Source organism: Variovorax sp. PMC12, assembly GCF_003019815.1.
GTDB lineage: Bacteria > Pseudomonadota > Gammaproteobacteria > Burkholderiales > Burkholderiaceae_C > Variovorax.
This window is the reverse complement of the sequence record NZ_CP027773.1, coordinates 2,623,156-2,641,736: the sequence shown is the minus strand read 5'-3', so window position 1 is coordinate 2,641,736 and position 18,581 is coordinate 2,623,156. Positions and strand designations below refer to the sequence as shown.

At 65.0% G+C, this 18,581-nt stretch carries 21 protein-coding genes; 19 read left to right on the top strand and 2 right to left on the bottom strand.

From position 1 onward, the window contains the following. The first annotated feature begins 1 nt into the window (after position 1). Genes C4F17_RS12300 through C4F17_RS12290 form a run of 3 tightly spaced genes read left to right on the top strand, consistent with a single transcriptional unit; the run spans position 2 to position 1,514 of the window. On the top strand, positions 2 to 322 hold the full coding sequence (locus C4F17_RS12300; protein WP_106935419.1) for a hypothetical protein: 321 nt from the start codon (positions 2 to 4) through the stop codon (positions 320 to 322). Continuing rightward, entirely contained in the window at positions 319 to 777 is a 459-nt protein-coding gene (locus tag C4F17_RS12295) for a hypothetical protein (RefSeq protein ID WP_106935418.1), read from the top strand. The genes C4F17_RS12300 and C4F17_RS12295 overlap by 4 nt, the downstream gene beginning before the upstream one ends. Continuing rightward, positions 777 to 1,514, top strand: coding sequence for a hypothetical protein (locus tag C4F17_RS12290; RefSeq protein ID WP_106935417.1), 738 nt, complete (start codon positions 777 to 779; stop codon positions 1,512 to 1,514). Before C4F17_RS12295 ends, C4F17_RS12290 begins: the two co-directional genes overlap by 1 nt. Positions 1,515 to 1,561: 47 nt before the next feature. Here the strand turns inward: C4F17_RS12290 and C4F17_RS12285 are convergent, their stop codons facing one another. Further along, positions 1,562 to 2,404 (bottom strand): TIR domain-containing protein, encoded by an 843-nt coding sequence (locus tag C4F17_RS12285; protein ID WP_106935416.1) that lies wholly within the window; start codon positions 2,402 to 2,404, stop codon positions 1,562 to 1,564. Between the two features lie 213 nt (positions 2,405 to 2,617). Here C4F17_RS12285 and C4F17_RS12280 point away from each other — a divergent pair, with 213 nt between their 5' ends. Continuing rightward, positions 2,618 to 2,905 (top strand): hypothetical protein, encoded by a 288-nt coding sequence (locus tag C4F17_RS12280; protein ID WP_106935415.1) that lies wholly within the window; start codon positions 2,618 to 2,620, stop codon positions 2,903 to 2,905. A gap of 784 nt (positions 2,906 to 3,689) precedes the next feature. On the opposite strand, the gene C4F17_RS12275 is transcribed toward C4F17_RS12280, so the two are convergent. Further along, complete coding sequence (locus C4F17_RS12275; protein ID WP_159053638.1) at positions 3,690 to 4,079, bottom strand: DUF6173 family protein; 390 nt, start codon at positions 4,077 to 4,079, stop codon at positions 3,690 to 3,692. Between the two features lie 78 nt (positions 4,080 to 4,157). Between C4F17_RS12275 and C4F17_RS12270 the strand changes: the two genes are divergently transcribed. The 15 genes from C4F17_RS12270 (at position 4,158) to C4F17_RS12200 (ending at position 18,577) form a co-directional block, all read left to right on the top strand. Next, positions 4,158 to 4,838 carry a hypothetical protein gene (locus C4F17_RS12270; RefSeq protein WP_106935413.1) on the top strand — a complete coding sequence of 227 codons (681 nt, stop codon included), beginning with the start codon at positions 4,158 to 4,160 and terminating at the stop codon, positions 4,836 to 4,838. A 2-nt stretch (positions 4,839 to 4,840) separates the two neighbouring features. Then, complete coding sequence (locus C4F17_RS12265) at positions 4,841 to 6,469, top strand: terminase (RefSeq protein WP_199851945.1); 1,629 nt, start codon at positions 4,841 to 4,843, stop codon at positions 6,467 to 6,469. Positions 6,470 to 6,472: 3 nt separating this feature from the next. Continuing rightward, positions 6,473 to 8,641: a portal protein gene (locus C4F17_RS12260; protein WP_106935412.1), complete on the top strand. Its 2,169-nt coding sequence runs from the start codon at positions 6,473 to 6,475 to the stop codon at positions 8,639 to 8,641. A 29-nt stretch (positions 8,642 to 8,670) separates the two neighbouring features. Beyond that, positions 8,671 to 9,993 (top strand): Gp49 family protein, encoded by a 1,323-nt coding sequence (locus tag C4F17_RS33735; protein ID WP_234382779.1) that lies wholly within the window; start codon positions 8,671 to 8,673, stop codon positions 9,991 to 9,993. Between the two features lie 32 nt (positions 9,994 to 10,025). Continuing rightward, complete coding sequence (locus C4F17_RS12250; RefSeq protein ID WP_106935411.1) at positions 10,026 to 10,220, top strand: hypothetical protein; 195 nt, start codon at positions 10,026 to 10,028, stop codon at positions 10,218 to 10,220. 33 nt (positions 10,221 to 10,253) lie between these two features. Next, positions 10,254 to 11,270, top strand: a complete 1,017-nt coding sequence (locus C4F17_RS12245) for a hypothetical protein (protein ID WP_106935410.1) — start codon at positions 10,254 to 10,256, stop codon at positions 11,268 to 11,270. A 177-nt stretch (positions 11,271 to 11,447) separates the two neighbouring features. Next, on the top strand, positions 11,448 to 12,551 hold the full coding sequence (locus tag C4F17_RS12240; protein WP_106935409.1) for a N4-gp56 family major capsid protein: 1,104 nt from the start codon (positions 11,448 to 11,450) through the stop codon (positions 12,549 to 12,551). An 87-nt stretch (positions 12,552 to 12,638) separates the two neighbouring features. After that, on the top strand, positions 12,639 to 13,037 hold the full coding sequence (locus C4F17_RS12235) for a hypothetical protein (RefSeq protein ID WP_106935408.1): 399 nt from the start codon (positions 12,639 to 12,641) through the stop codon (positions 13,035 to 13,037). Between the two features lie 100 nt (positions 13,038 to 13,137). Continuing rightward, a complete protein-coding gene (locus tag C4F17_RS12230) occupies positions 13,138 to 13,497 on the top strand; it encodes a hypothetical protein (protein ID WP_106935407.1) in 360 nt (119 codons plus the stop codon). Beyond that, positions 13,497 to 14,189 (top strand): phage adaptor protein, encoded by a 693-nt coding sequence (locus C4F17_RS12225; protein ID WP_106935406.1) that lies wholly within the window; start codon positions 13,497 to 13,499, stop codon positions 14,187 to 14,189. Before C4F17_RS12230 ends, C4F17_RS12225 begins: the two co-directional genes overlap by 1 nt. Before the next feature lie 2 nt (positions 14,190 to 14,191). Beyond that, the gene (locus tag C4F17_RS12220) at positions 14,192 to 15,433 is read left to right on the top strand and encodes a hypothetical protein (protein ID WP_106935405.1); all 1,242 of its coding nucleotides are present in this window, start codon (positions 14,192 to 14,194) and stop codon (positions 15,431 to 15,433) included. Next, a complete protein-coding gene (locus tag C4F17_RS12215) occupies positions 15,430 to 15,930 on the top strand; it encodes a hypothetical protein (protein ID WP_106935404.1) in 501 nt (166 codons plus the stop codon). Before C4F17_RS12220 ends, C4F17_RS12215 begins: the two co-directional genes overlap by 4 nt. An 11-nt stretch (positions 15,931 to 15,941) precedes the next feature. Then, a complete protein-coding gene (locus C4F17_RS12210; RefSeq protein ID WP_234382776.1) occupies positions 15,942 to 16,376 on the top strand; it encodes a hypothetical protein in 435 nt (144 codons plus the stop codon). A 3-nt stretch (positions 16,377 to 16,379) separates the two neighbouring features. Further along, positions 16,380 to 17,045: a hypothetical protein gene (locus tag C4F17_RS12205; protein ID WP_106935402.1), complete on the top strand. Its 666-nt coding sequence runs from the start codon at positions 16,380 to 16,382 to the stop codon at positions 17,043 to 17,045. Next, positions 17,042 to 18,577 carry a hypothetical protein gene (locus C4F17_RS12200; RefSeq protein WP_106935401.1) on the top strand — a complete coding sequence of 512 codons (1,536 nt, stop codon included), beginning with the start codon at positions 17,042 to 17,044 and terminating at the stop codon, positions 18,575 to 18,577. Before C4F17_RS12205 ends, C4F17_RS12200 begins: the two co-directional genes overlap by 4 nt. Positions 18,578 to 18,581 lie beyond the last annotated feature (4 nt).

Below are 18,581 nucleotides of genomic sequence, written 5' to 3'. Positions count from 1 at the left end.
CATGATGCCCAAGAAGAAATTGACCGCTAGCGGCTTTGCCGTCGGCGTCCTGCTGCGCGCCGTGGGTGACGCGGCAATGGCGCCGGCGCGCGCCGAGGCGGAAAAGCACCTCACCGAGTGGCTGGAAAAGGTCAAGGCGCGGTACATCGAGCGCGTCGAAGGCATCCCGCCCGAGGCGGCCGAGGAGTGCGCTGAGGCTTGCTACTCCCTGAACTGCATGACCGGCACGCCGGGGAACTACCGTCCGAAGCCATACGCCGAATGGCCCGAGCCAGAGGTGGCCGCCGACGACGACATGGCGCGCTGGGGAGCGACCGCGTGACCGTGATCGCATGGGACGGCAAGACCCTCGCCGCAGACAAGCGCGCCGTGCACGCGGGCTACACCGGCGGCACGGTCACCAAGATCCACCGCTGGCCGGGCGGCCTTTGCGCCTTCTCCGGTGACCTCGATGTCGGTGTGCAGCTGGTCGAATGGCTGCGCGCCGGCGCCGTACCTGCCGACTTCCCTAAGCTGCAGACCGAGAACGCAGCCAACTTCCTGGTGATTCATGTCGACGGAAGCGTCTGCCAGTACGAGCGCACCCCGGTCCCCTTGGTGTTCGAGGAGGGGCGGCGAGCGATGGGCAGCGGCCGGGACTTCGCGCTGGCAGCCATGCACCTGGGCCACGACGCGCGCGCAGCCGTGGAGGTGGCGTGCGCGCTCGACAGTGGGTGCGGGAATGGCATCGATGTGCTGATGCTGGAGAATGTTTCAATAGAACATCGGAGCGAGTGATGGAAGACGAAGATTCCAAGGTCCGGAGGAACCTGGTTGTAGCAAGCGTGGTCGTGCTACTTGCGTGGTGGCTGGGCATTCCGTTCGATAAGGTCAGTGACCGCTTTCTCGGCTACGCTCCAGCCGTCAAGACGTTCGAGTGGCGTGTCTGGTTTGCTGCAGCTCTTGCGCTTGTCTACTTCGCGCTGCGCTTTCGATTTTCAGAAGAGCATAAAAAGGCTGTTTTGGTCTATGCAACTGATCGGAAAGACCTTTCCAGTGCCCTGCTTCGATGGTGGGTGAAGTGGGAGGTCAGCATGTTCGTTCGTTCAACCGGCCGCATGCCAATGCCCGTGATGGGGACTGCGTTTAAGACGATTGCGCAAGCAGCTGTGAAGGAGATGCAGCGAAACTTTGGCGACGAGCGCATGGAAGCAAAGATCACCCGCGTCTTCGTCTCTGATGCCAGATTTGAGTCGTTCTCTGTCAACAACGGTGAATACGGTGTCCCTCGCTTCAAGACTGGGGTGGTCAACGTGCAGTTTTTCATTCGAACCATTCATGGCGAACACCCCTCGCGAGGCGGCGCCCAGCCGCTGGGGTTCGAACTTCGATGGCTTGGCAGGGTGATCGCCTGGATCTTTACCCAGGCTGCGGTGTTCGTTTACTCCAAGAGCGGTACCACTCTGATGCTGCCATGGGTGCTGGCGGTTGTCGCGGCAGCTGTTGCGGTTCGGCGAGTGTTTACCGCTTGGTAGCGGTGGCCTAGTATTTCGGCGTTCCGGCGCGTGTTCGGGATTGAGCCTTACACCACCTTATTCATGTCGATCTCATAGCCCGAGTTCCTGAGTTCTTTGGCAATGGCGAGGTGCCACGCGCTGTGCTCATCCAGGGGCACATAGACGACCCCAGTCACGTCATTGGGAATCTCGACGCCGCTCTTTACCAAAGCACAGACGTTGCGACGCCCGAGCTTTCCAATCAAATAGCCATGCTCAAAAACAACGTTCTGCCGCGCACGCGGTTTGGCTGGTTCGCCAGCGAGGCTGCCAGTATCGCAAGGCGTGTAGAGCACAATCGCAAAGCCAACGTTTGTGTGCTCCTCGATCTTCTCAATGATCGTTTGTCCAGCGTTGACCTGCTCATGCAAAATGATTGCGGAAAGTCCGAGCTTTTCAATAAAGCGAGCTGTTGAGACTTTAGCCAGGTCGTCTCGGCCATGTACGATGAAGACTTTCGAGCGATCCATCTCCTTCGCGCCTTTCGTGCTCGGTGCATTGGCGGTCGAGCCCTTTGAGATGGCGGCCTTCACTCGGTCAAAAACCTCATTCGTGATGTCCTTTGCATGGTCCTTGTAGCTGAGGATGTCGTTTGGCGATACGTACATGATCACGTTTGGCGGCATGTTCTCGTTCTCGTACTTCGATAGCTCAGCCGTGGTTCGTGCAGTAGTCTTCACAGCGAGACGCTTGATCTCTTTCTTGTTGAGAAAGTAGCCGTCGAACTGAAATTCCTCGCCGCGCAGATATGGACCAACAATGCGCTCTTCAATTTCCGCGAGATCGGTTTTGTCGAGTTCATAGTATTGGCGGTAGTTTCCGGACTTGCCGACCTTTTCGGTTGTTTCGATGTGGACTTGATAAAACATTGTGTGCTGGCGGAGTTGTAGCGCCAGTATCTCCTAAATGCTTCTGAATGTGTCAATTGCTGGCCGGGTTTGTGCTGGCGGATCATAAGGATGCCGTCTTTTGGGGCTTGTGCCAGAAGCCGTGCACGTTGAAGTCACCCCAGTAGGGATTGGAGCCTGGGCAGGGCGGCAAGAAGATGAGGGCTCTCGCACTTCAACCGCCTGAGGACGCCCATGAAATCCTTCCGCTCCAGCATCGCCGCTTTCGCGCTCATCGCGTTGGCCGCCGCCTCCAGTGCCGTCGCCATCGGCTTCGGTTATGTCGCCGCCGGCGCCCGCGCGGTCTACCGCGTCGCCTGTGACCTCGTTTCCGGCGGCCTCAAGCTGGCGGCCCGGATCGACGGCGCCGGCTTCGCTCGTCCCGCTGTGCTGCTGACCCAAGCCCGCGCCTTCGTGCTCCGCCTCGCCAAGCGCGAGCGCCCGCACCTGACGCCCGGCTGGCGCATGTGCCCTTCGATCTGACCTGATTCCCTGTTGGCAAGCCGCTGCCGCAAGAGCAGCGCCGGAGGCAACCGGCCACATCAAGCATGCAGCCTGCCGCTGGGGGTTCCCGGCGGAGCGCACAGGCCGCATCCTTGATGGTGATCTGGGTTCGATTCCCGGCTGTCGTGCCAACGCGCGGCGGGCCAAGGAGCTGCAGCAGGCCTCTCCATCAACCTTCTTGCAAGACAAGCGCAGCGCCGCTCCTCCACGCCCAGGTCGGATACATGGCCCGACAAGGCGGCGCCAGCGGACCTTCCATATCCCGCGCCAGCGGGCGGCCCAGGGTGACGTGGGCCGGGACTTATCGGCCGTGAACCTGCGGTCTGGCGAAAGGGGAATGGCGGGGATAGTGATCCCATGGGGCGCGGCCAGCAGCGCCCGACGGCCTTGCTTCGGCGAGGCGCATCACGGGTGCTCACCCAAGGGCCGGCGCGACCGGCAGCGGAACTACTAGCTGAAAGGCGTGGGGCGTGTTCTCGCTTGAGTGAGCAGCCGCGATGGTGAATGCGCAGGCTGATGCGCGGATACCTAACAGTGGGCTATGCAACGCTGCTTGCGGGCGGCTGACACATGGGAATGCCCGCATGCCGGAGATCAGCACCGGCCACCGTCAATACTCAGTAGCTCCGCCGGCGAAACCGGCTTGATTGCCCCCAAAGGGCAGGCACCGGGCGCGTGTTGGTGTGACACTAGGCTGCGCTTCCACTGAACGACTGGATGCTGACTGTCGCTCCGCAGCGGACCTTTCGGGGTCCGTTCGTCGTTACAGGAAGCCTATTCGGCGCGCTTGTGGCTGAAGCTTCTTGGCGGCCTTCAGCAAGAAGTTCAACTGCGTGTAGTGCTGCACAAGCTGGACACGCTCCCCCTCGTCGGTGATACCGATGAATGTGACCAGGTCGGGCTTGGCGAAGCCAATGGTCTCCGCGTGGAACTGGACCACACCCCCGAAGGACGCAATTCGCAGCGCGACCTCATGCTCCGCATCCAAGCTGGCTTCGAAGTCTTCGATGTATTTCTTAAGGTTTTCCGCCGTCCGAATCACAGGGTTGGCCTTGCGGTGTTCGTTCTCCTGGATGCCAGAGAGCACATCGTCGAACGGGGAGTGAGCCGGCGTCATGTGACCAAAAAGGGGGGGAGTAGTGGGTTTGACCATCTGCTGATTTTGCCGAGTGTTCGGCCCACCCCCAGTAGAGGTTTCCCATATGCGCGCGCGCGACGACCATCGCCGCCCATGACAGCAGCGACGTCCCCCACCGCCAAGATCGCCCCCGATTGGGAGCGCATCGAGCTGGACTTCCGTGCGGGCATCAAGAGCCTGCGCGAGATCGCTGACGGTTCCGGTGTCTCCCACGTCACCATCAGCAAGCACGCCAAGAGGGCGGGATGGGTCCGTGACCTAACCGCGAAGATCCAAGCCAAGGCGGATGACCTAGTTAACAAGGCGCTCGTTAACGCCCCTGTTAACAAAGCCAGCGCTGTTTCCGAGCGCGAGACCATCGACGCGAATGCGCAGGCGATTGCAACGGTGAAGCTGGGGCAGCGGCGCGACGTTCAGCGCTCCCGATCCATCGTCATGCGGCTGATGGACGAGCTGGAGCTGCAGGCCGGGCCCGAGAACGCCGACCTTCTGGCGCAGCTGGGCGACCTCATGCGCAAGGAGGACGACAAGGGCCAGGACCGGCTCAATGACCTCTACCAGAAGATTGTCAGCCTGCCGGGGCGCGCCAAGACCATGAAGGATCTGGGCGAGTCCCTGCGCGTGCTGATCGCCCTTGAGCGCCAGGCATTCGGCCTCGACGACAAGGACAACGCGCCGGTCGATGCGCTCACCTCGCTGTTGCATGGCATCGCCAACAGCAACGGCAACGCCTTCCAGCCCGTTGCGCGCGACCCTGAGCACGACGAGGACTGACGGTGGCGAAGATCGTCAGCGACACGCCCCTGTTGCCCCTCCCGACCGATGCGGAGGAGCTGAAGCGCTGCCTGGCCGACCCGGAGTGGCGCCTGTTCTCGGGCTGCCTATACAAAATCATGATCAAGGGCGACGACAAGGTCGGGCCCCGCGGCGTGGTGGAAGAGGGCGAGTCGTTCGTGCTGCCCTTCAAACCCAACGCGGCGCAGCGCAGGTTCATCAAGCGCCTGTGGCATCGAAACCTGATCTTGAAGGCCCGCCAGCTGGGCTTCACGACCCTCGTTGCCATTCTGTGGCTCGACCACGCGCTGTTCAACGCCGACCAGCGCTGCGGCATCATCGCGCAGGACCGTGAGGCGGCCGAGGCCATCTTTGCCGACAAGGTGAAGTTCGGCTACGACAACCTGCCCGCCGAAATCCGCGAGCGCTTCCCGCTGGCACGCGACAGCCAGAGCCAGCTGAAGTTCGCGCACAACAACAGCAGCGTGCGCGTGGCCACCTCCATGCGCTCCGGGACCATCCACCGGCTGCATGTGTCCGAGTTCGGGAAGATCTGCGCCAAGTTCCCCGACAAGGCGGCCGAGGTCGTCACAGGCTCTATCCCGGCCGTGCCAAAGTCCGGCGTGCTGGTGATCGAGAGCACCGCCGAGGGCCGCGACGGCGACTTCTACAAGATGTCGCAGAAGGCTCAGGCACAGCACCAATCCAAGCGTGAACTGACCGAGCGCGACTACCGGTTCCACTTCTACGCCTGGCACTCGGCGCCCGAGTACCGCATGGACCCGGCCGGCGTCATCATCACGGACAAGGACAAGGCCTACTTCGACAAGGTCGAAGCGGACATGGACGTCACGCTCGACGCGCACCAGCGCGCCTGGTACGTGGCCACCCGCGAGGCCGACTTCTCAGGCGCCGAGGAGAAGATGTGGCAGGAGTACCCGTCGACCCCCGACGAGGCCTTCCAAGTGTCCACTGAGGGCACCTACTACGCCGCGCAGATGGCCGCCGCACGCAAGGAAGGCCGCATCACGGCGCTGCCGCACATGCCGGGCATCCCGGTAGACACTTTCTGGGACATCGGCCTCAACGACGAGACGGCCATCTGGTTCCACCAGAAGGTCGGCATCCGTCATCACTGGCTGCGCTACTACGAGGCGAGCGGTGAGCCGCCATCCCATTTCGTGCTCGAGATGCAGAAGATGGGCTACGTCTGGGGCCGCCACTACCTGCCCCACGATGGCGCCGCGCGCCGGATCCAAGGCAACAGCACGAAGAGCTATTCGGAGCTCCTGGCCGACCTTGGTGTGACCAACATCGAGATTGTCGACCGCATCCAGGCGGTGACCACGGGCATCCAACTGGTGCGCGGCGTGCTGCCGAACTGCTGGTTCGACGAGAAAGGTTGCTCAGAAGGGCTGGCCGCACTCCAGGCCTACCGCAAGGAGTGGAACAGCCGTCTGGGCGTCTGGTCCGACTACCCGCGCCACGACCGCGCCTCCAACGGCGCCGACGCCTTTCGCCAATTCGCACAGGGCTACCGCGAGGTCTTTGCCAAGGGCGAGAAGCCGAAATCCTGGCGTGACCGTCTGAAGACGCACGCCTCCAAGAAACGATCGGCGCAAGCCGCATAAACCATGGCCTCTGCTGTCTACCCTTCGAAGAACACCCCAGAGCCCACCGGCGACGCCTTGGCGCGCGAGAACTGGTACCGCTACCTCTACGGCCGCGACCAGGGCCACCTGCACTACATGGAGCAGGCCCAGAAGTGCGAGGGCATGTACCTGGGCGGCGGCGAACAGTGGAGCGAGGAAGACAAGGCGATCCTGACCGAGGAGGGCCGCCCCTTCTACGAGTTCAACGAGATCATGCCGAGCGTCAACAGCGCCATCGGCTACCAGATCCACAACCGGATGGACATCGCGTTCAAGCCGCGCGGCGAGAAGGGCGACCTGGCCACGGCCACCATCCTCTCCAAGGTCACCATGCAGATCGCAGACCAGGCGAAGCTGCACTGGAAGGAAACGCAGGTCTTCGGCGACGGCGTGATCCAGCAGCGCGGGTATTTCAACCTGCGCATGAATTTCGACAAGAACATCAAGGGCGAGATCGAGGTGGAGACGCTCGACCCGCTCGACGTGGTGCCGGATCCAGACGCGAAGTCCTACGACCCCGACAGCTGGGGCGACGTGATCATCACGCGCTGGCTCACGCTGGACGAGATCGAGCAGCTCTACGGCAAGGATGCGCGCACCAAGGCCGAGGCGTCGGGCGACGACGGCCACGACTGGGGCGAGATGGACGAGGAGACGCGCCGCAACCGGTTCGGCGACCGCCTCAAGAGCAGCAGCGGCAGCTTCGACGCCTACAACACGCTCGAAGGCAAGCTGCTGCGCCGCTACCGCATCGTCGACCGGCAGAAGTGGGTCTACGAGAACACCAAGTGCCTGGTGTTCCCGGACACCGGCGACGTCGAGACGCTGGACAACATGACGCCCGACCAGGTGGACGCCGCCATGCAGAAGGGCGCCGTCAGGGCCTCGCGCATGCGCCGGCGCATCAAGTGGACCGTCAGTACCTACTGCGCGCTCTTGTTCGACCAGTACAGCCCTCACGAGCATTTCACCGTGGTGCCGTACTTCGCCTACTTCCGCCGCGGCAAGACGCGCGGCATGGTGGACAACGCCATCGGGCCGCAGGAGGCGCTGAACAAGGGCGTGAGCCAGTTCATCGCCATCGTGAACACGGCGGCCAACAGCGGGTGGATGGTCGAGGAGGAGTCGCTCACGAACATGGAGTCGGAGGACTTGGAGACCGATGGCGCCAAGACCGGCCTGGTCGTCGAATACCGGAAGGGCGCTCAGAAGCCTTCGAAGATCGAGCCGAACAGCGTGCCGACAGGCATCGACCGCCTGATCGACCGCGCCACCGTGGCCCTGAAGGATGTCACGGTCCCCGAAGCCATGCGCGGCGGCAACGGCCCCGAGGTCGCCGGCGTCGCCATTCAGTCCAAGCAGTTCGCCAGCCAACAGCAGCTGGCCGTTCCCCTGGACAACCTGAGCTACACGCGCGCGCTCCTCGCCGTGCGGCTCTACAAGATGATCCAGCGCTACTACGACAGCCACCGGATCTTCCGCATCACCGAGACCGACCAGTTCGGCAACAAGGTCGAGCAGACGCTGGAGATCAACAAGCCGATGCCAGACGGCAGCTATTTCAACGACATCACCGTCGGCGAATACGACGTGGTGGTCAGCGAGCAGCCGATGCAGATCACCTTCGAGAACAGCCAGTTCAACCAGGCGCTCGAGATGAAGGAGAAGGGCATCAACATCCCCGACCAGATCGTGGTGCGTTACTCGAACCTGCAGGACAAGCAGGAAATCATCGAGGGGATGACCGCCGCGAAGGCGCCCCCGGTCGATCCGCTGACCGAGGCCAAGGCCGCGCTCACACAGGCCCAGGCGGCCGTCGCGAAGGCGCAGGCCGGCAAGGTCGACGCCGAGACGGTAGAGGCCAAGGGCCGGACGATGTACAGCGCGCTGCAGACCGCGCAGGTCATCGCGGCGACCCCGGCCACGGCGCTGCTCGCCGACACGCTGCTCGGCTCGCAGGGCTTCGTGGACGCCGACGGCGGCACCTTGGTGCCCGAGCTCGGCACGACTCTGCCCACGGCGCCCGAGGGCCTGATCCCGAACAACACGAACCCGATCACGCCGGCCAGCCCTGAGCTTGGCGTGGCCCACGGCATCGAGACCCCTGAAAACGACGGGGTGCGCAACCCGATGGCGCAGATGCCCGCCTGATCACCACAACCACCACCAAGGAGCTTCCCATGAGCGATTTCATCACCCCCACCGTCGGCCGCGTCGTCTGGTTTCACCCGTCCCGGCTGGTCGGCGAAAGCGGATTCGCTTCGCCGCCCGAAGGCCAGCCGCTCGCTGCCGTCATCGCTCGCGTCTGGAACGATCGAATGGTGAACCTCACCGTGTTCGATGCCAAAGGCGCGCCGCACCCGCGCACCAGCGTGCCGTTGGTGCAAGAAGACCAACTCACGCCCCGCGACTCCTACTGCACCTGGATGCCCTTCCAGAAGGGGCAGGCCCGCGCGCAAGTTGCGGTGCAGGCAGCCGAATCGGTCCGGTCTGAGGCAGAGAGCAGTCTCAAGGCTTTGGGCAAGCAGACGGAAAAGCCCGTAGTCGTTGATCTGCGCGCCAACGATGCGTTGACCGCCGCCACATCGGTGTGTGCCACTACTCGCCGCATCCGCCGCGAGCAACTTGAGGCCGAATTGGTTTGCGGTGCAGCAAGGGTGCTCGCCGAAAACCCGCATGCAGCAAAAGATATAGGCGAAGGAATTACGAATTTCTTGAACGTCGTGTGCCCGGTCCCGGAGCCCGAGAAGCCGCAGGCCAGTCTGTTGTACGGCGCCATCCGCGACGCGATGGAAGAACTGGGCGCGCTGCACCCGGGCTTCAATGACCGCGTGAACCGCGCATGGAACCACCTGCACCGAGCGTTCTGGAGCCAGGTTCCGGCCCCTGCGTCCGCGCCCGGCCTGCGCGACGAGTTGCCCTGTGCAGAACCCGAGTCAAAGCCGGAAGCGGGAAAGAAGAGCAACTTCGCCGCAGTCTCAGAAAAGCTGGGGGAGCGTTGGAAGGAGAGCGCAGACCGGGCGGATGAGCGCACTGCTGCATTAGTTGACCACCTGTCAACGAAGACCTTCAGCGACGGCGCCACCGCAACTGGCCTGGGCCCGCTGCCCGATCTGTCGCCGGGCCAGCAAGACGCCTCAGTCGAGCAGTTGATCCAGTCCAAGGGGAAGACCGCGCCGCGCGTCACGCCTGACGACATCGAAGCAAACATCGCCAGCGAGCACTACTTCACCGCCGCCGAAGGTGTTGCGGGCGAGGCAAGCCTGCGTCACCACATAGTCGTTTCCGGCGACGTGAAGCCGCCGGCGGCGCTGGGCCTGTTGACCTTCTGCGTCCTGGTGCTGCGCAACGGCTTCACCGTCACGGGCGAGAGCGCGTGTGCCAGCCCCGAGAACTTCGACGCCGAGATTGGTCGGCGTATTGCGCGCGAGAACGCCGTGCAGAAGGTCTGGCCCCTCATGGGCTACGCGCTCAAGCAGCGCCTGCACGACGCTGCCGCGTAACCCCTTTTCAACCACCCGCAAGAGGAACCCTCATGGCTACCACCGCAGAAAAAGGCCCCGAAGACTGGCAGATCGACTCCGACCTGCGCACGCTCGCCGAGGCCGAAGAGATTCGCAAGGACCCGAAGCGCTTCAAGGCGGCGCTCGCCCGGGCGAAGGAAAAGATCGCCGCCCTGCAGGCTGTGCAGGAAGAGGCAGACGAAGACAAAAACGGCAAAGCCGACTGATCCGCATCACCCGACCCACCACCAGGAGAAAACATGGCTGAAGAACTTGTGACCGTGAGCGAAGTGCCCGTCACCGTCGACCCGAAGACCGCGGAAGACCGTGGCGACAACTTCACCCCGACCGACGACCCGGTTGTTCTCGACAACAACGGCAACAGCGTCAACACCAACGACCTGAGCGCCGAGGCGCTGAAGGCTCTGGTCGAAAGCGCCGAGGGCACAGCCGCGCCGGCTCCGGCCGCCGCGCCGGCGCCCGCTGCAGCACCCGCAACCGACGAGGCCGAAGAGGTTGCTCGCCAGAACGGTGGCCACATCCCCAAGGGTCGCTTCAACGAGGTGAACACCGCGCGCAAGAACGCGGAGGCCCGCGCTGCCGAGCTGGAGGCCGAGGTGCTGCGCCTGAAGAGCCAGGGCGGCGCTCCGGCCCCGGCGCCAGCGGCACCCGCTGCTCCTGCGGCCCCCGCGTTCGACATCGACGCCCAGGAGGCCGCCTACGCGGAAGCCCTGCTCGACGGCGACAGCGGCAAGGCCGCGAAGATCCGCCAGGCCATCAACGCGCACATCGTCGACACCGCCGAGCAGCGCGCCAGCACGCGCATCCGTGGTGAGCTGACAGCCGAGCAGCAGGCCACGGCGCTGCAGGAAGCCTCGGACGCCGCTATCGCGGCCTACCCGTTCCTCAACACCACAGAGGGCGCAACCGCGCTGCGCATCGTGGTGGCCACGCGCGACGCCTATATCTCCGAGGGCATGAAGCCTCACCTGGCGCTGAACAAGGCTGTTGCCGAAGTGGCCCCGAAGTTCGCTCCGGCCACTGCGGCAGCGGCTCCTACCCCCAGTAGGGAATCGACGGCGGCAGCTCCTGCGGTTGACACTCGAACCGCCAAGGCGATAGAGCGTGGAGCGACAGATTCGAACCTGCAGCCCCCCGCCATCGTCAACGGTCTTGGCAACCGGGCAACGCAGGGCCGCATCGACGTCACCACCATGACCGAGGCGCAGTTCGAAGCTCTCCCGGACGCCGAGAAGAAGAAGCTGCGCGGCGACTGAGCCTGTAGCGAAAGGCCCGAGGGAGTCACCGACCCTCGGGCGTCACAAGGTGACCTTCGTCCACAGGCAGGACGGTAAAGCAGCCCGGCGCCTTGTCCGCCCCCAAAGACATGTTCCCGCATTGGCAGCGCAACGCCTGAACCGACGTTCCAAACCCAAGCAAAAGGAGCATGCCAAATGGCTGCAACCAATTTCGCGGCACTCACGCCGCAACAGAAGATCGTCTGGTCCCGCGACGTGTGGCAAGCCGCACGCGACCAGATGTTCATCAAGCGCTTCCTGGGCAGCGGCGAGAACGCCGTGATCCAGCGCATCACCGAGCTCACCAAGACCGAAAAGGGCGAGCAGGTCATCATGCACCTGGTGGCCGACCTGGTCGAAGACGGCGGCATCGGCGACAACGAGCGCGAGGGCAACGAAGAAGAGATGAAGAGCTACTCCCAAGTGCTCAACATCGACCTGATCAACCACGGCGTGCGCAACAAGGGCAAGCTGGCCGACCAGAAGACGGTCATCAACTTCCGCGAGATGGGCAAGAGCCGCCTGAGCTACTGGCTGGCCAACCGTGTCGACCAGCTGGCCTTCCTGACCATGTCCGGCATCTCGTATGCCTTCATGAACAACGGCGCGCCGCGTGTCGGCTCCTCGTTCCCCAACCTGTCGTTCGCGGCCGACGTGACGGCCCCGAGCGCCAAGCGCTCCCTCATGTGGGACGGTACGCAGCTGGCGACCTCGAATACGGGCTCGATCACCAGCTCGTACACCGTCAGCTACAAGATGATCGTGGACCTCATCGCCTACGCGAAGGAGAACTACGTCAAGCCGCTGATGTCGGAAGGCAAGGAGTACTACGTGCTCTTCGTGCAGCCCGGCACGCTGGCGCAGCTGAAGAAGGATCCCGACTACCAGCGCGCCGTCGTCGGCGTGGCGACGAAGTCGGGCCTGGACAGCCCGTGGTTCACCGGCGCGACGATCACCGTCGACGGCGCCGTCATCCACGAGCACCGCCTGGTTTACAACACCAAGGGCGCAGCTTCTGGCTCGAAGTGGGGTTCGGGCGGCACGGTCAACGGCACCCGCACGCTCCTGTGCGGCTCGCAGGCGCTGGGCATGGCCGACATCGGTGTGCCGGAATGGGACGAGAAGTCCTTCCAGTACAACAGCCAGCAGGGTATCAACGTCGACAAGATGTTCGGTCTCCTGAAGCCCAAGTTCTATTCGATCTACGCCAAGTCGGTCGAGGACTTCGGGATCGTCACGGTGGACCACTACCTGCAGTAAGCAGGCGAGGGCGGGGCCCAGCGCTCCGCCCCCTTCGCGTCTCGCGCAGAACACCCCAATCCCTCCCTGTCACTGAAAGGACAGACCATGGCACTCCAACGCAAAGCCGACCGGCAATCGCCGCTCGAAGCCATCATCGACATCAGCTACGCCGACCCGGTCGCCTACGGCACCGCCGAGAACGCATTCCAGCTGCCCCAGAACGCTATCGTGCTCGGCGGCGACCTCACCGTGCTCACCGCTTGGAACAGCGCCACCACGGCGACGCTGTCGCTGGGCGACGCCAACTCGGCGACGCGCTACATGAACGCGGTGGACCTGAAGACGGTGGCACGCACCGCTCTCACGCCCACGGGCTACAAGCACACGATCGCCGAGTGGCTCAAGGCGACCATCTCCCAGACGGGTACAGCTGCAACCGCCGGCGCCGCACGTCTGCGCGTCAGCTACATCGTCCAAGGCCGCAGCCTCAGCAATCAGGGCTGAGCCTCACCTTTCTCCTGGTGAAGTGATCGGGCCCGCAAGGGCTCTTCAACCCCCGGCAGCTTAATCCCTGCCGGGTTTTTTGCACAAAGGAAAAACTGCCATGAAGCTCTACGCCCCCACCGACGAGGCCGTGTCCATCGGCCTCACCAGCGGTCACATGCTCGTCATCGAGCGCGCCGGCACCGAAGTCCCGCTGATGTTCCGCCGGGAGGCGATCTCGCGCGGCTGCCTGACGTCGCCCGACGAGATCGTGGACGACGAACAGAAACCCGAGTTCGACCGCAAGAAGGTCATTGCCGACGCCATCCGCGCCATGCTCGACGGCGACAACGAAGGCGACTTCAAGAACGACGGCACACCCGACCTGCGGGCACTGCAGAAACGCGTGGGCTTCCAGGTCCAGCGCGACGAAGCCGACGCGATCTTCAAGGAAGTCAGCGAAGAAGCCGCGGGCGCCTGATGAACGTCGAGCAGTTCATCGCCACGTTTCGCCGCGTCCTCGACGACCAGGCCAACAGCCTGGGCGGGGGCGATGGCGATACCTTGTGGTCGGACGAGGACATCGTCGGCTACTTGACGGAGGCGGTGAACGAGGTCGCCGAGCGGGCGCTGCTGATCGAGGATCACACCACGTCGGCCGTCTGCTCGATCAACCTGCAGGCGGGCGTGGGCGAATACCCCCTGCACCCGTCCGTGCTCAAGATCAAACGGGCCTCGTGGAACGGCCGCCCCATCCACGAGACCAGCACCGAGAAGCTCGACTGCGAGCACCTGGCCTGGGAGACGCTGGCGGGCCGCCCCTGCCACTTCATCCACACCGGCTCGGACACGATTCGCTTCTACCGGATCCCGCGCGCCGAGGACATAGCCGTCTCGCCGACCGTGGCCATGACCGTCTACCGCACGCCGCTCGTCCCGTACAGCGTCGACAACCTGGAAGTGATCCCTGAGATCAAGACGCTGTATCACGACCGCCTGATGCAGTGGATGTACCGGTGCGCCTACCTGAAGAAGGACTCCGAGACCTTCGACCCGAACGCCGCCGCGAAGCACGAAGCCGCCTTCACGGCCAGCTTCGGGCAGCGCCCTGACGCCAACGTGCAGCGCAAGCGCCGCGACAAGCGTCCGCCTGTGGTGCGGATGCGGTTCTGACCATGCGCAGCGTCAACCTCGGCTCCTTCGCGCCTGGCGTGAACAACCGGCTGCCGCCGACGCAACTGGCGCGCACGCTGCCGGACCGATCAAAGGCCACCTTTTTGTCGGCCGGCGAGAACATCGACATCACGGGCCGCGGCTACCTCAAGCGCCGCCGCGGCATCACCCTGGCGCTGTCCGGCGCTGCCGCGCACTCGGTGTGGGGCGACGAGACGGAAGGCTACTGCGCCATCGGCAACGACCTGCTGCACCTCGAGCCCTCCGACGTTGGCCTGACGCCCACCAGCGTGCTGTCGGACCTGCCGGAGATGGCCGCGATCAGCTATGCGCGCATGCCTGATGGCGACGTGGTGTGGTCGAACGGGCAGCGCATCGGCCGCCTGCGCGGCGCCAGCGCGCTGCCGCTGGTGACGCCGCGCACCGCCGTGGTCCCCACGGTCTCGGCCATCGCCGGCGCGCTTCCAGCCGGGCGCTACCAGCTGGCATTCACCGAACTGGGCCCGCTGGGCGAATCCGGTTCCACGCCGCCCGTCGCGCTGACGCTGCCCGAGAACGGCGGCCTGCGCATTGCCGGCCTGGGCGCGAACACCATGATCTACATGACCGGCCCGAACGGCTCGGTGTTCAACGGAACCTTCGCCGACGGCGGCGACATCGTGGCGCTGGCCAACAACGGCCCGGTGCTGCGCTCGTTGCTACTGGCCGACATGCCCGCGGGCAGCACGGTGCGCCACTACAACGGCTCGCTGCTTTCGGCTGTTGGCAATCTGCTGTGCTTCTCGGAGCCCTACTACTACGGCCTGTTCTCGCCCTCGAAAGGCTACATCCCGTTCCCGGCGCCCATCACTGTCATAGAGCCGATGGACACCGGTGTCTTCGTCTGCGCCGACTGCACGTACTGGCTGGCTGGCGGCCTGTTGGACACCACGCCGGTCTCGGTGCTTCCTTACGGTGGCCTGCAGGGCTCGGGCGGCACTGTGCGCACGTCGGACGGGCAGGGCACGCAGCAGGCCTTCTGGCTGTCGCCGCGCGGGCTGGTGATCGGCGCCCCGGACGGCTCGGCCACCAACGTCCAGGAAGGCGCGCTGAAGTTCGGCAAGGCCCGCGCCGGCGCCACACTTTTCCGTGAGCAGGACGGCGCCCATCACATCCTCTGCGCGCGCCAGGAGCCGGCCCGGCCCATCGGCGCCGCGCGGGGCTCTTTCGCAGTCGAAACCATCGTCAAGGAAACCGACCTATGAACCACCAAAAAGCTGGCGTGCTGTACCGTGCGCTGTCGTGGAGCCCGGATGGCCGGCTGCTCGCCGAAGATCCCCCGCGGCTGAACCGCGTGCCGATGGAAGGCTTGAACTTCCTGCTGGGCCTGGCCTTCAAGAGCGTCACCCAGGTGCCCACCTGGTACATCGGCCTGTTCGAGGGCGACTACACGCCCGACGGAAGCGAGACCGCAGCGACCATCGCCAGCCTCGCCACCGAGTGCACGGCCTACAGCGGCTCGCGCAAGGAATTCGACGAGGGCGCCGTGTCCGGCGGCTCGGTGAGCAACGCCGCCAGCCTGTCGGAATTCGTCTTCACCGCCGACAAGACCGTGCGCGGCGCCTTCATGGTGTCCGCCTCGGCCAAGGGCAGCACTGCGGGCGTGCTGCTGAGCGTGGTGCGCTTCGCATCGCCCAAGGTGCAGGCCAACGGCTCCAAGCTGCAGATCTTCGCGGGACCGACCGCAACCCCCACCCCCTGAAAGGAACCGCCGTGCTCAAACTCTCCACTGGCCTGCGCAACTACATGCTCGACTCCGGCTCGCTCAAGGCAGCGATGGCCGGCGGCGAGATCCGCATCTATTCCGGCCCGGTCCCAGCCACGGCCGACGCCGCACTTTCCGGCAACACGCTGCTCGTGACCATCAAGAATGGCGGATCGGGCATCAACTACGACACCACCGCCGCGGGCGGCGTGCTGGCGAAGGCGCCGGGCGAGACCTGGAGCGGCACCAACGCCGCCACTGGCACAGCGACGTTCTTCCGCCACGTGCTCTCGGCCGACGACGGCACGCTGTCAACCAGCCAGAAGCGCATTCAGGGCACGCTGGGCACCGGCGGCACGGACGGCATCCTGACCAGCGTGGCGCTGGTGAGCGGCGCGCCCCAGGCGGTCGACTTCTACACCACGGCGCTGCCGTCGGGCTAAGCCATGGCTCTGCTCTTCGAGGATGACTTCGTTGGTGCGGCGGGCTCCATCGCGGGCCGCGCGGCGACGGGCGCATCCTGGGGGGCAAGCCTGACCGGTGCCGGGCAGTGCGAACTGAACGGCTCAGGTGAATGCGTGGTGTCGGCCGCTGCCAACGACGAAGGGCTGCACCTCACCACGGACATTTTGTCCACCGACGACTTCACGTTCAGCGGCAGCATCAAGAACACCGCGTCTGCCTACTCATCGCAGAACTTCCTGCGCCTGAAGGTCTACACCTCGAGCAGCGGATCGTCGGGCGACTACATCGGCCTGACGCTCACGCCCGGGTCGGGTTCGCAGTACTTCGTGCAGTTCCTGTGCAGCATTGGTGGCAGTCCGGAGGTTGTGAACTGGACGCAGCCGGGCAGCGTGGGCACGGTGTGCGCCTTCGAAATGAAGGTCAACCAGCTGGCCGGCACGGTAGAGGTCTGGACCGCCGGCGTGCTGCGCGGCACGATCCCTCAGGCGCCCACGGTCGCGAAGCTGATTCCCAGCGTCGACATCCAGCGCTCGGCCACCGGCAGTGCTGGCGGCTCGGTGCTGCACATGCGCATCGACACGGCCGGGCCGCCGCCTCCCACCCCCGACTTCTGGACGAACTTCGTCAACACCCGCGAGGTCGCATGAAGCCCGTCAAGTACCGCGACGGCTTCAGCGGTCAGGGCGGGAAGGACGCGACCTTCCTGGACACGTCGTCGACCGTGCCCTACCTGAAGAAGCGCCGCTTCGACCCGGCCACCGGCGGCCAGGTCGTGGCGCACAAACGCGGCGACTTCCTGGAGGTGACGCACGAGGGCTTGCTGGAGGATGGCTTCTACAGCCTCGGCATGATCGCGGGCGAGAAGCGTGTGGTGGGCTCCGCCACGGCGCGCGGGCGCTTCACCGACCGCGGCACCTTCATCGCTGACGACGGGCTGCTGGGCGTCGATCGCATCCGCTACTACGGCCGCGGGCTCGGCCTGGACACCGCATCCACGTTGCTGGGCACGGCCACCGACTTCGACGGCAAGCCCTGCAACGCCTACAAGCTGCAGACCTACCGCACCCGCAACGGCACCCGCTTCGTGCCCTTCTACGATTTCACCGCTTTCGCGCCCTTCGAGTACGGCACGCAGTTCACCTTCGTGCCCGGCGAGGTCTACGGCCCGGCCGGCGCTCGGAAGTTCCAGTCGGCCTATGTGTTCCAGAGCCTGGACCCCAGCGGCCAGCACTACCATGCCTTCCTGCGCGACGACGGCACCACGCGCGTCCTCGGCGATACGCTCTACCTGCCCAACCAGCTCGCGACCTACGCGGCGCCGGCTCGCATCGCGCCGGGCCGGCACGTGTTCATGGGCGCCTACCTCCGGCCGCACTACAGCGGATCGAGCGTCGATGCCGCCGCGTGCCCGGGCTTGGTGTTTCAGTTCACCGATGACGCCGGCGCGTCGTGGAGCGAGGCCAGCAGCACCGCGCTGTTCCAGGAATTCTTCGACACCATCCAGACGCTGCCCGTCCCCGGCTACGCGACGATGTTCAATACCGCGGTCAACGCCTGCGGCTTCTATGCGGCGCCGCTGAGCGCGTCGCGCGCACTGGCCTACGTGGTGGTGCCCTATGCGCCGAATCCGGGCGCCGACTTTGTGCTGAAGGCGAAGGTGAAGCTGGGCATCGTCGACGCCAACGCGCGCACGCTGCTGTCCACGCTGACGCTGTTCGACGGCGAGGTCAATGCCGCCCTGGCGTTCTGGAGCGGCGGCTGCGTCGGCGTGGAGGGTGGCGCCGTCGTCGTCACCCGGCCGCTGGCCACGGTCTACACCAACATCCAGAACGAGCCGCCCGTGCTGCTGTTCACGCCCGACGGCGTCTCCGTTGCAACCATGCCGCCGGCGCCGCAGCCGAACTACTGCACAGGCGTTGTGACCGCCATCGCGCCCGGCGTGATCGTGGCCCCGATGTACGACGGCGCGCATTCCCTCTACGAGTCGCGCGACCGCGGCGCCACGTGGCGGAAGAGGGCGGTGCTCACCGATCAGGCTGCAGCCCCTGTCAGCGACGTCGGCAAGTTCCAGCTCGAGGACTTCGCCGCGCTCACGTTCCTGCGCCGGAACGGCCAGCCGGCAGGCGCCACGCCAGGCACGCCCTGGGCGTCGGACAGCCGTATCGCCCCACCGACTTGAGGCC

Bases quoted from the DNA above. Each gene is read 5' to 3' on its own strand.
- C4F17_RS12300 (WP_106935419.1), top strand. From the start codon at position 2: ATGATGCCCAAGAAGAAATTGACCGCTAGCGGCTTTGCCGTCGGCGTC.
- C4F17_RS12290 (WP_106935417.1), top strand. From the start codon at position 777: ATGGAAGACGAAGATTCCAAGGTCCGGAGGAACCTGGTTGTAGCAAGC.
- C4F17_RS12285 (WP_106935416.1), bottom strand. From the start codon at position 2,404: ATGTTTTATCAAGTCCACATCGAAACAACCGAAAAGGTCGGCAAGTCC.
- C4F17_RS12280 (WP_106935415.1), top strand. From the start codon at position 2,618: ATGAAATCCTTCCGCTCCAGCATCGCCGCTTTCGCGCTCATCGCGTTG.
- C4F17_RS12275 (WP_159053638.1), bottom strand. From the start codon at position 4,079: ATGGTCAAACCCACTACTCCCCCCCTTTTTGGTCACATGACGCCGGCT.
- C4F17_RS12270 (WP_106935413.1), top strand. From the start codon at position 4,158: ATGACAGCAGCGACGTCCCCCACCGCCAAGATCGCCCCCGATTGGGAG.
- C4F17_RS12260 (WP_106935412.1), top strand. From the start codon at position 6,473: ATGGCCTCTGCTGTCTACCCTTCGAAGAACACCCCAGAGCCCACCGGC.
- C4F17_RS33735 (WP_234382779.1), top strand. From the start codon at position 8,671: ATGAGCGATTTCATCACCCCCACCGTCGGCCGCGTCGTCTGGTTTCAC.
- C4F17_RS12250 (WP_106935411.1), top strand. From the start codon at position 10,026: ATGGCTACCACCGCAGAAAAAGGCCCCGAAGACTGGCAGATCGACTCC.
- C4F17_RS12245 (WP_106935410.1), top strand. From the start codon at position 10,254: ATGGCTGAAGAACTTGTGACCGTGAGCGAAGTGCCCGTCACCGTCGAC.
- C4F17_RS12240 (WP_106935409.1), top strand. From the start codon at position 11,448: ATGGCTGCAACCAATTTCGCGGCACTCACGCCGCAACAGAAGATCGTC.
- C4F17_RS12235 (WP_106935408.1), top strand. From the start codon at position 12,639: ATGGCACTCCAACGCAAAGCCGACCGGCAATCGCCGCTCGAAGCCATC.
- C4F17_RS12230 (WP_106935407.1), top strand. From the start codon at position 13,138: ATGAAGCTCTACGCCCCCACCGACGAGGCCGTGTCCATCGGCCTCACC.
- C4F17_RS12225 (WP_106935406.1), top strand. From the start codon at position 13,497: ATGAACGTCGAGCAGTTCATCGCCACGTTTCGCCGCGTCCTCGACGAC.
- C4F17_RS12220 (WP_106935405.1), top strand. From the start codon at position 14,192: ATGCGCAGCGTCAACCTCGGCTCCTTCGCGCCTGGCGTGAACAACCGG.
- C4F17_RS12215 (WP_106935404.1), top strand. From the start codon at position 15,430: ATGAACCACCAAAAAGCTGGCGTGCTGTACCGTGCGCTGTCGTGGAGC.
- C4F17_RS12205 (WP_106935402.1), top strand. From the start codon at position 16,380: ATGGCTCTGCTCTTCGAGGATGACTTCGTTGGTGCGGCGGGCTCCATC.
- C4F17_RS12200 (WP_106935401.1), top strand. From the start codon at position 17,042: ATGAAGCCCGTCAAGTACCGCGACGGCTTCAGCGGTCAGGGCGGGAAG.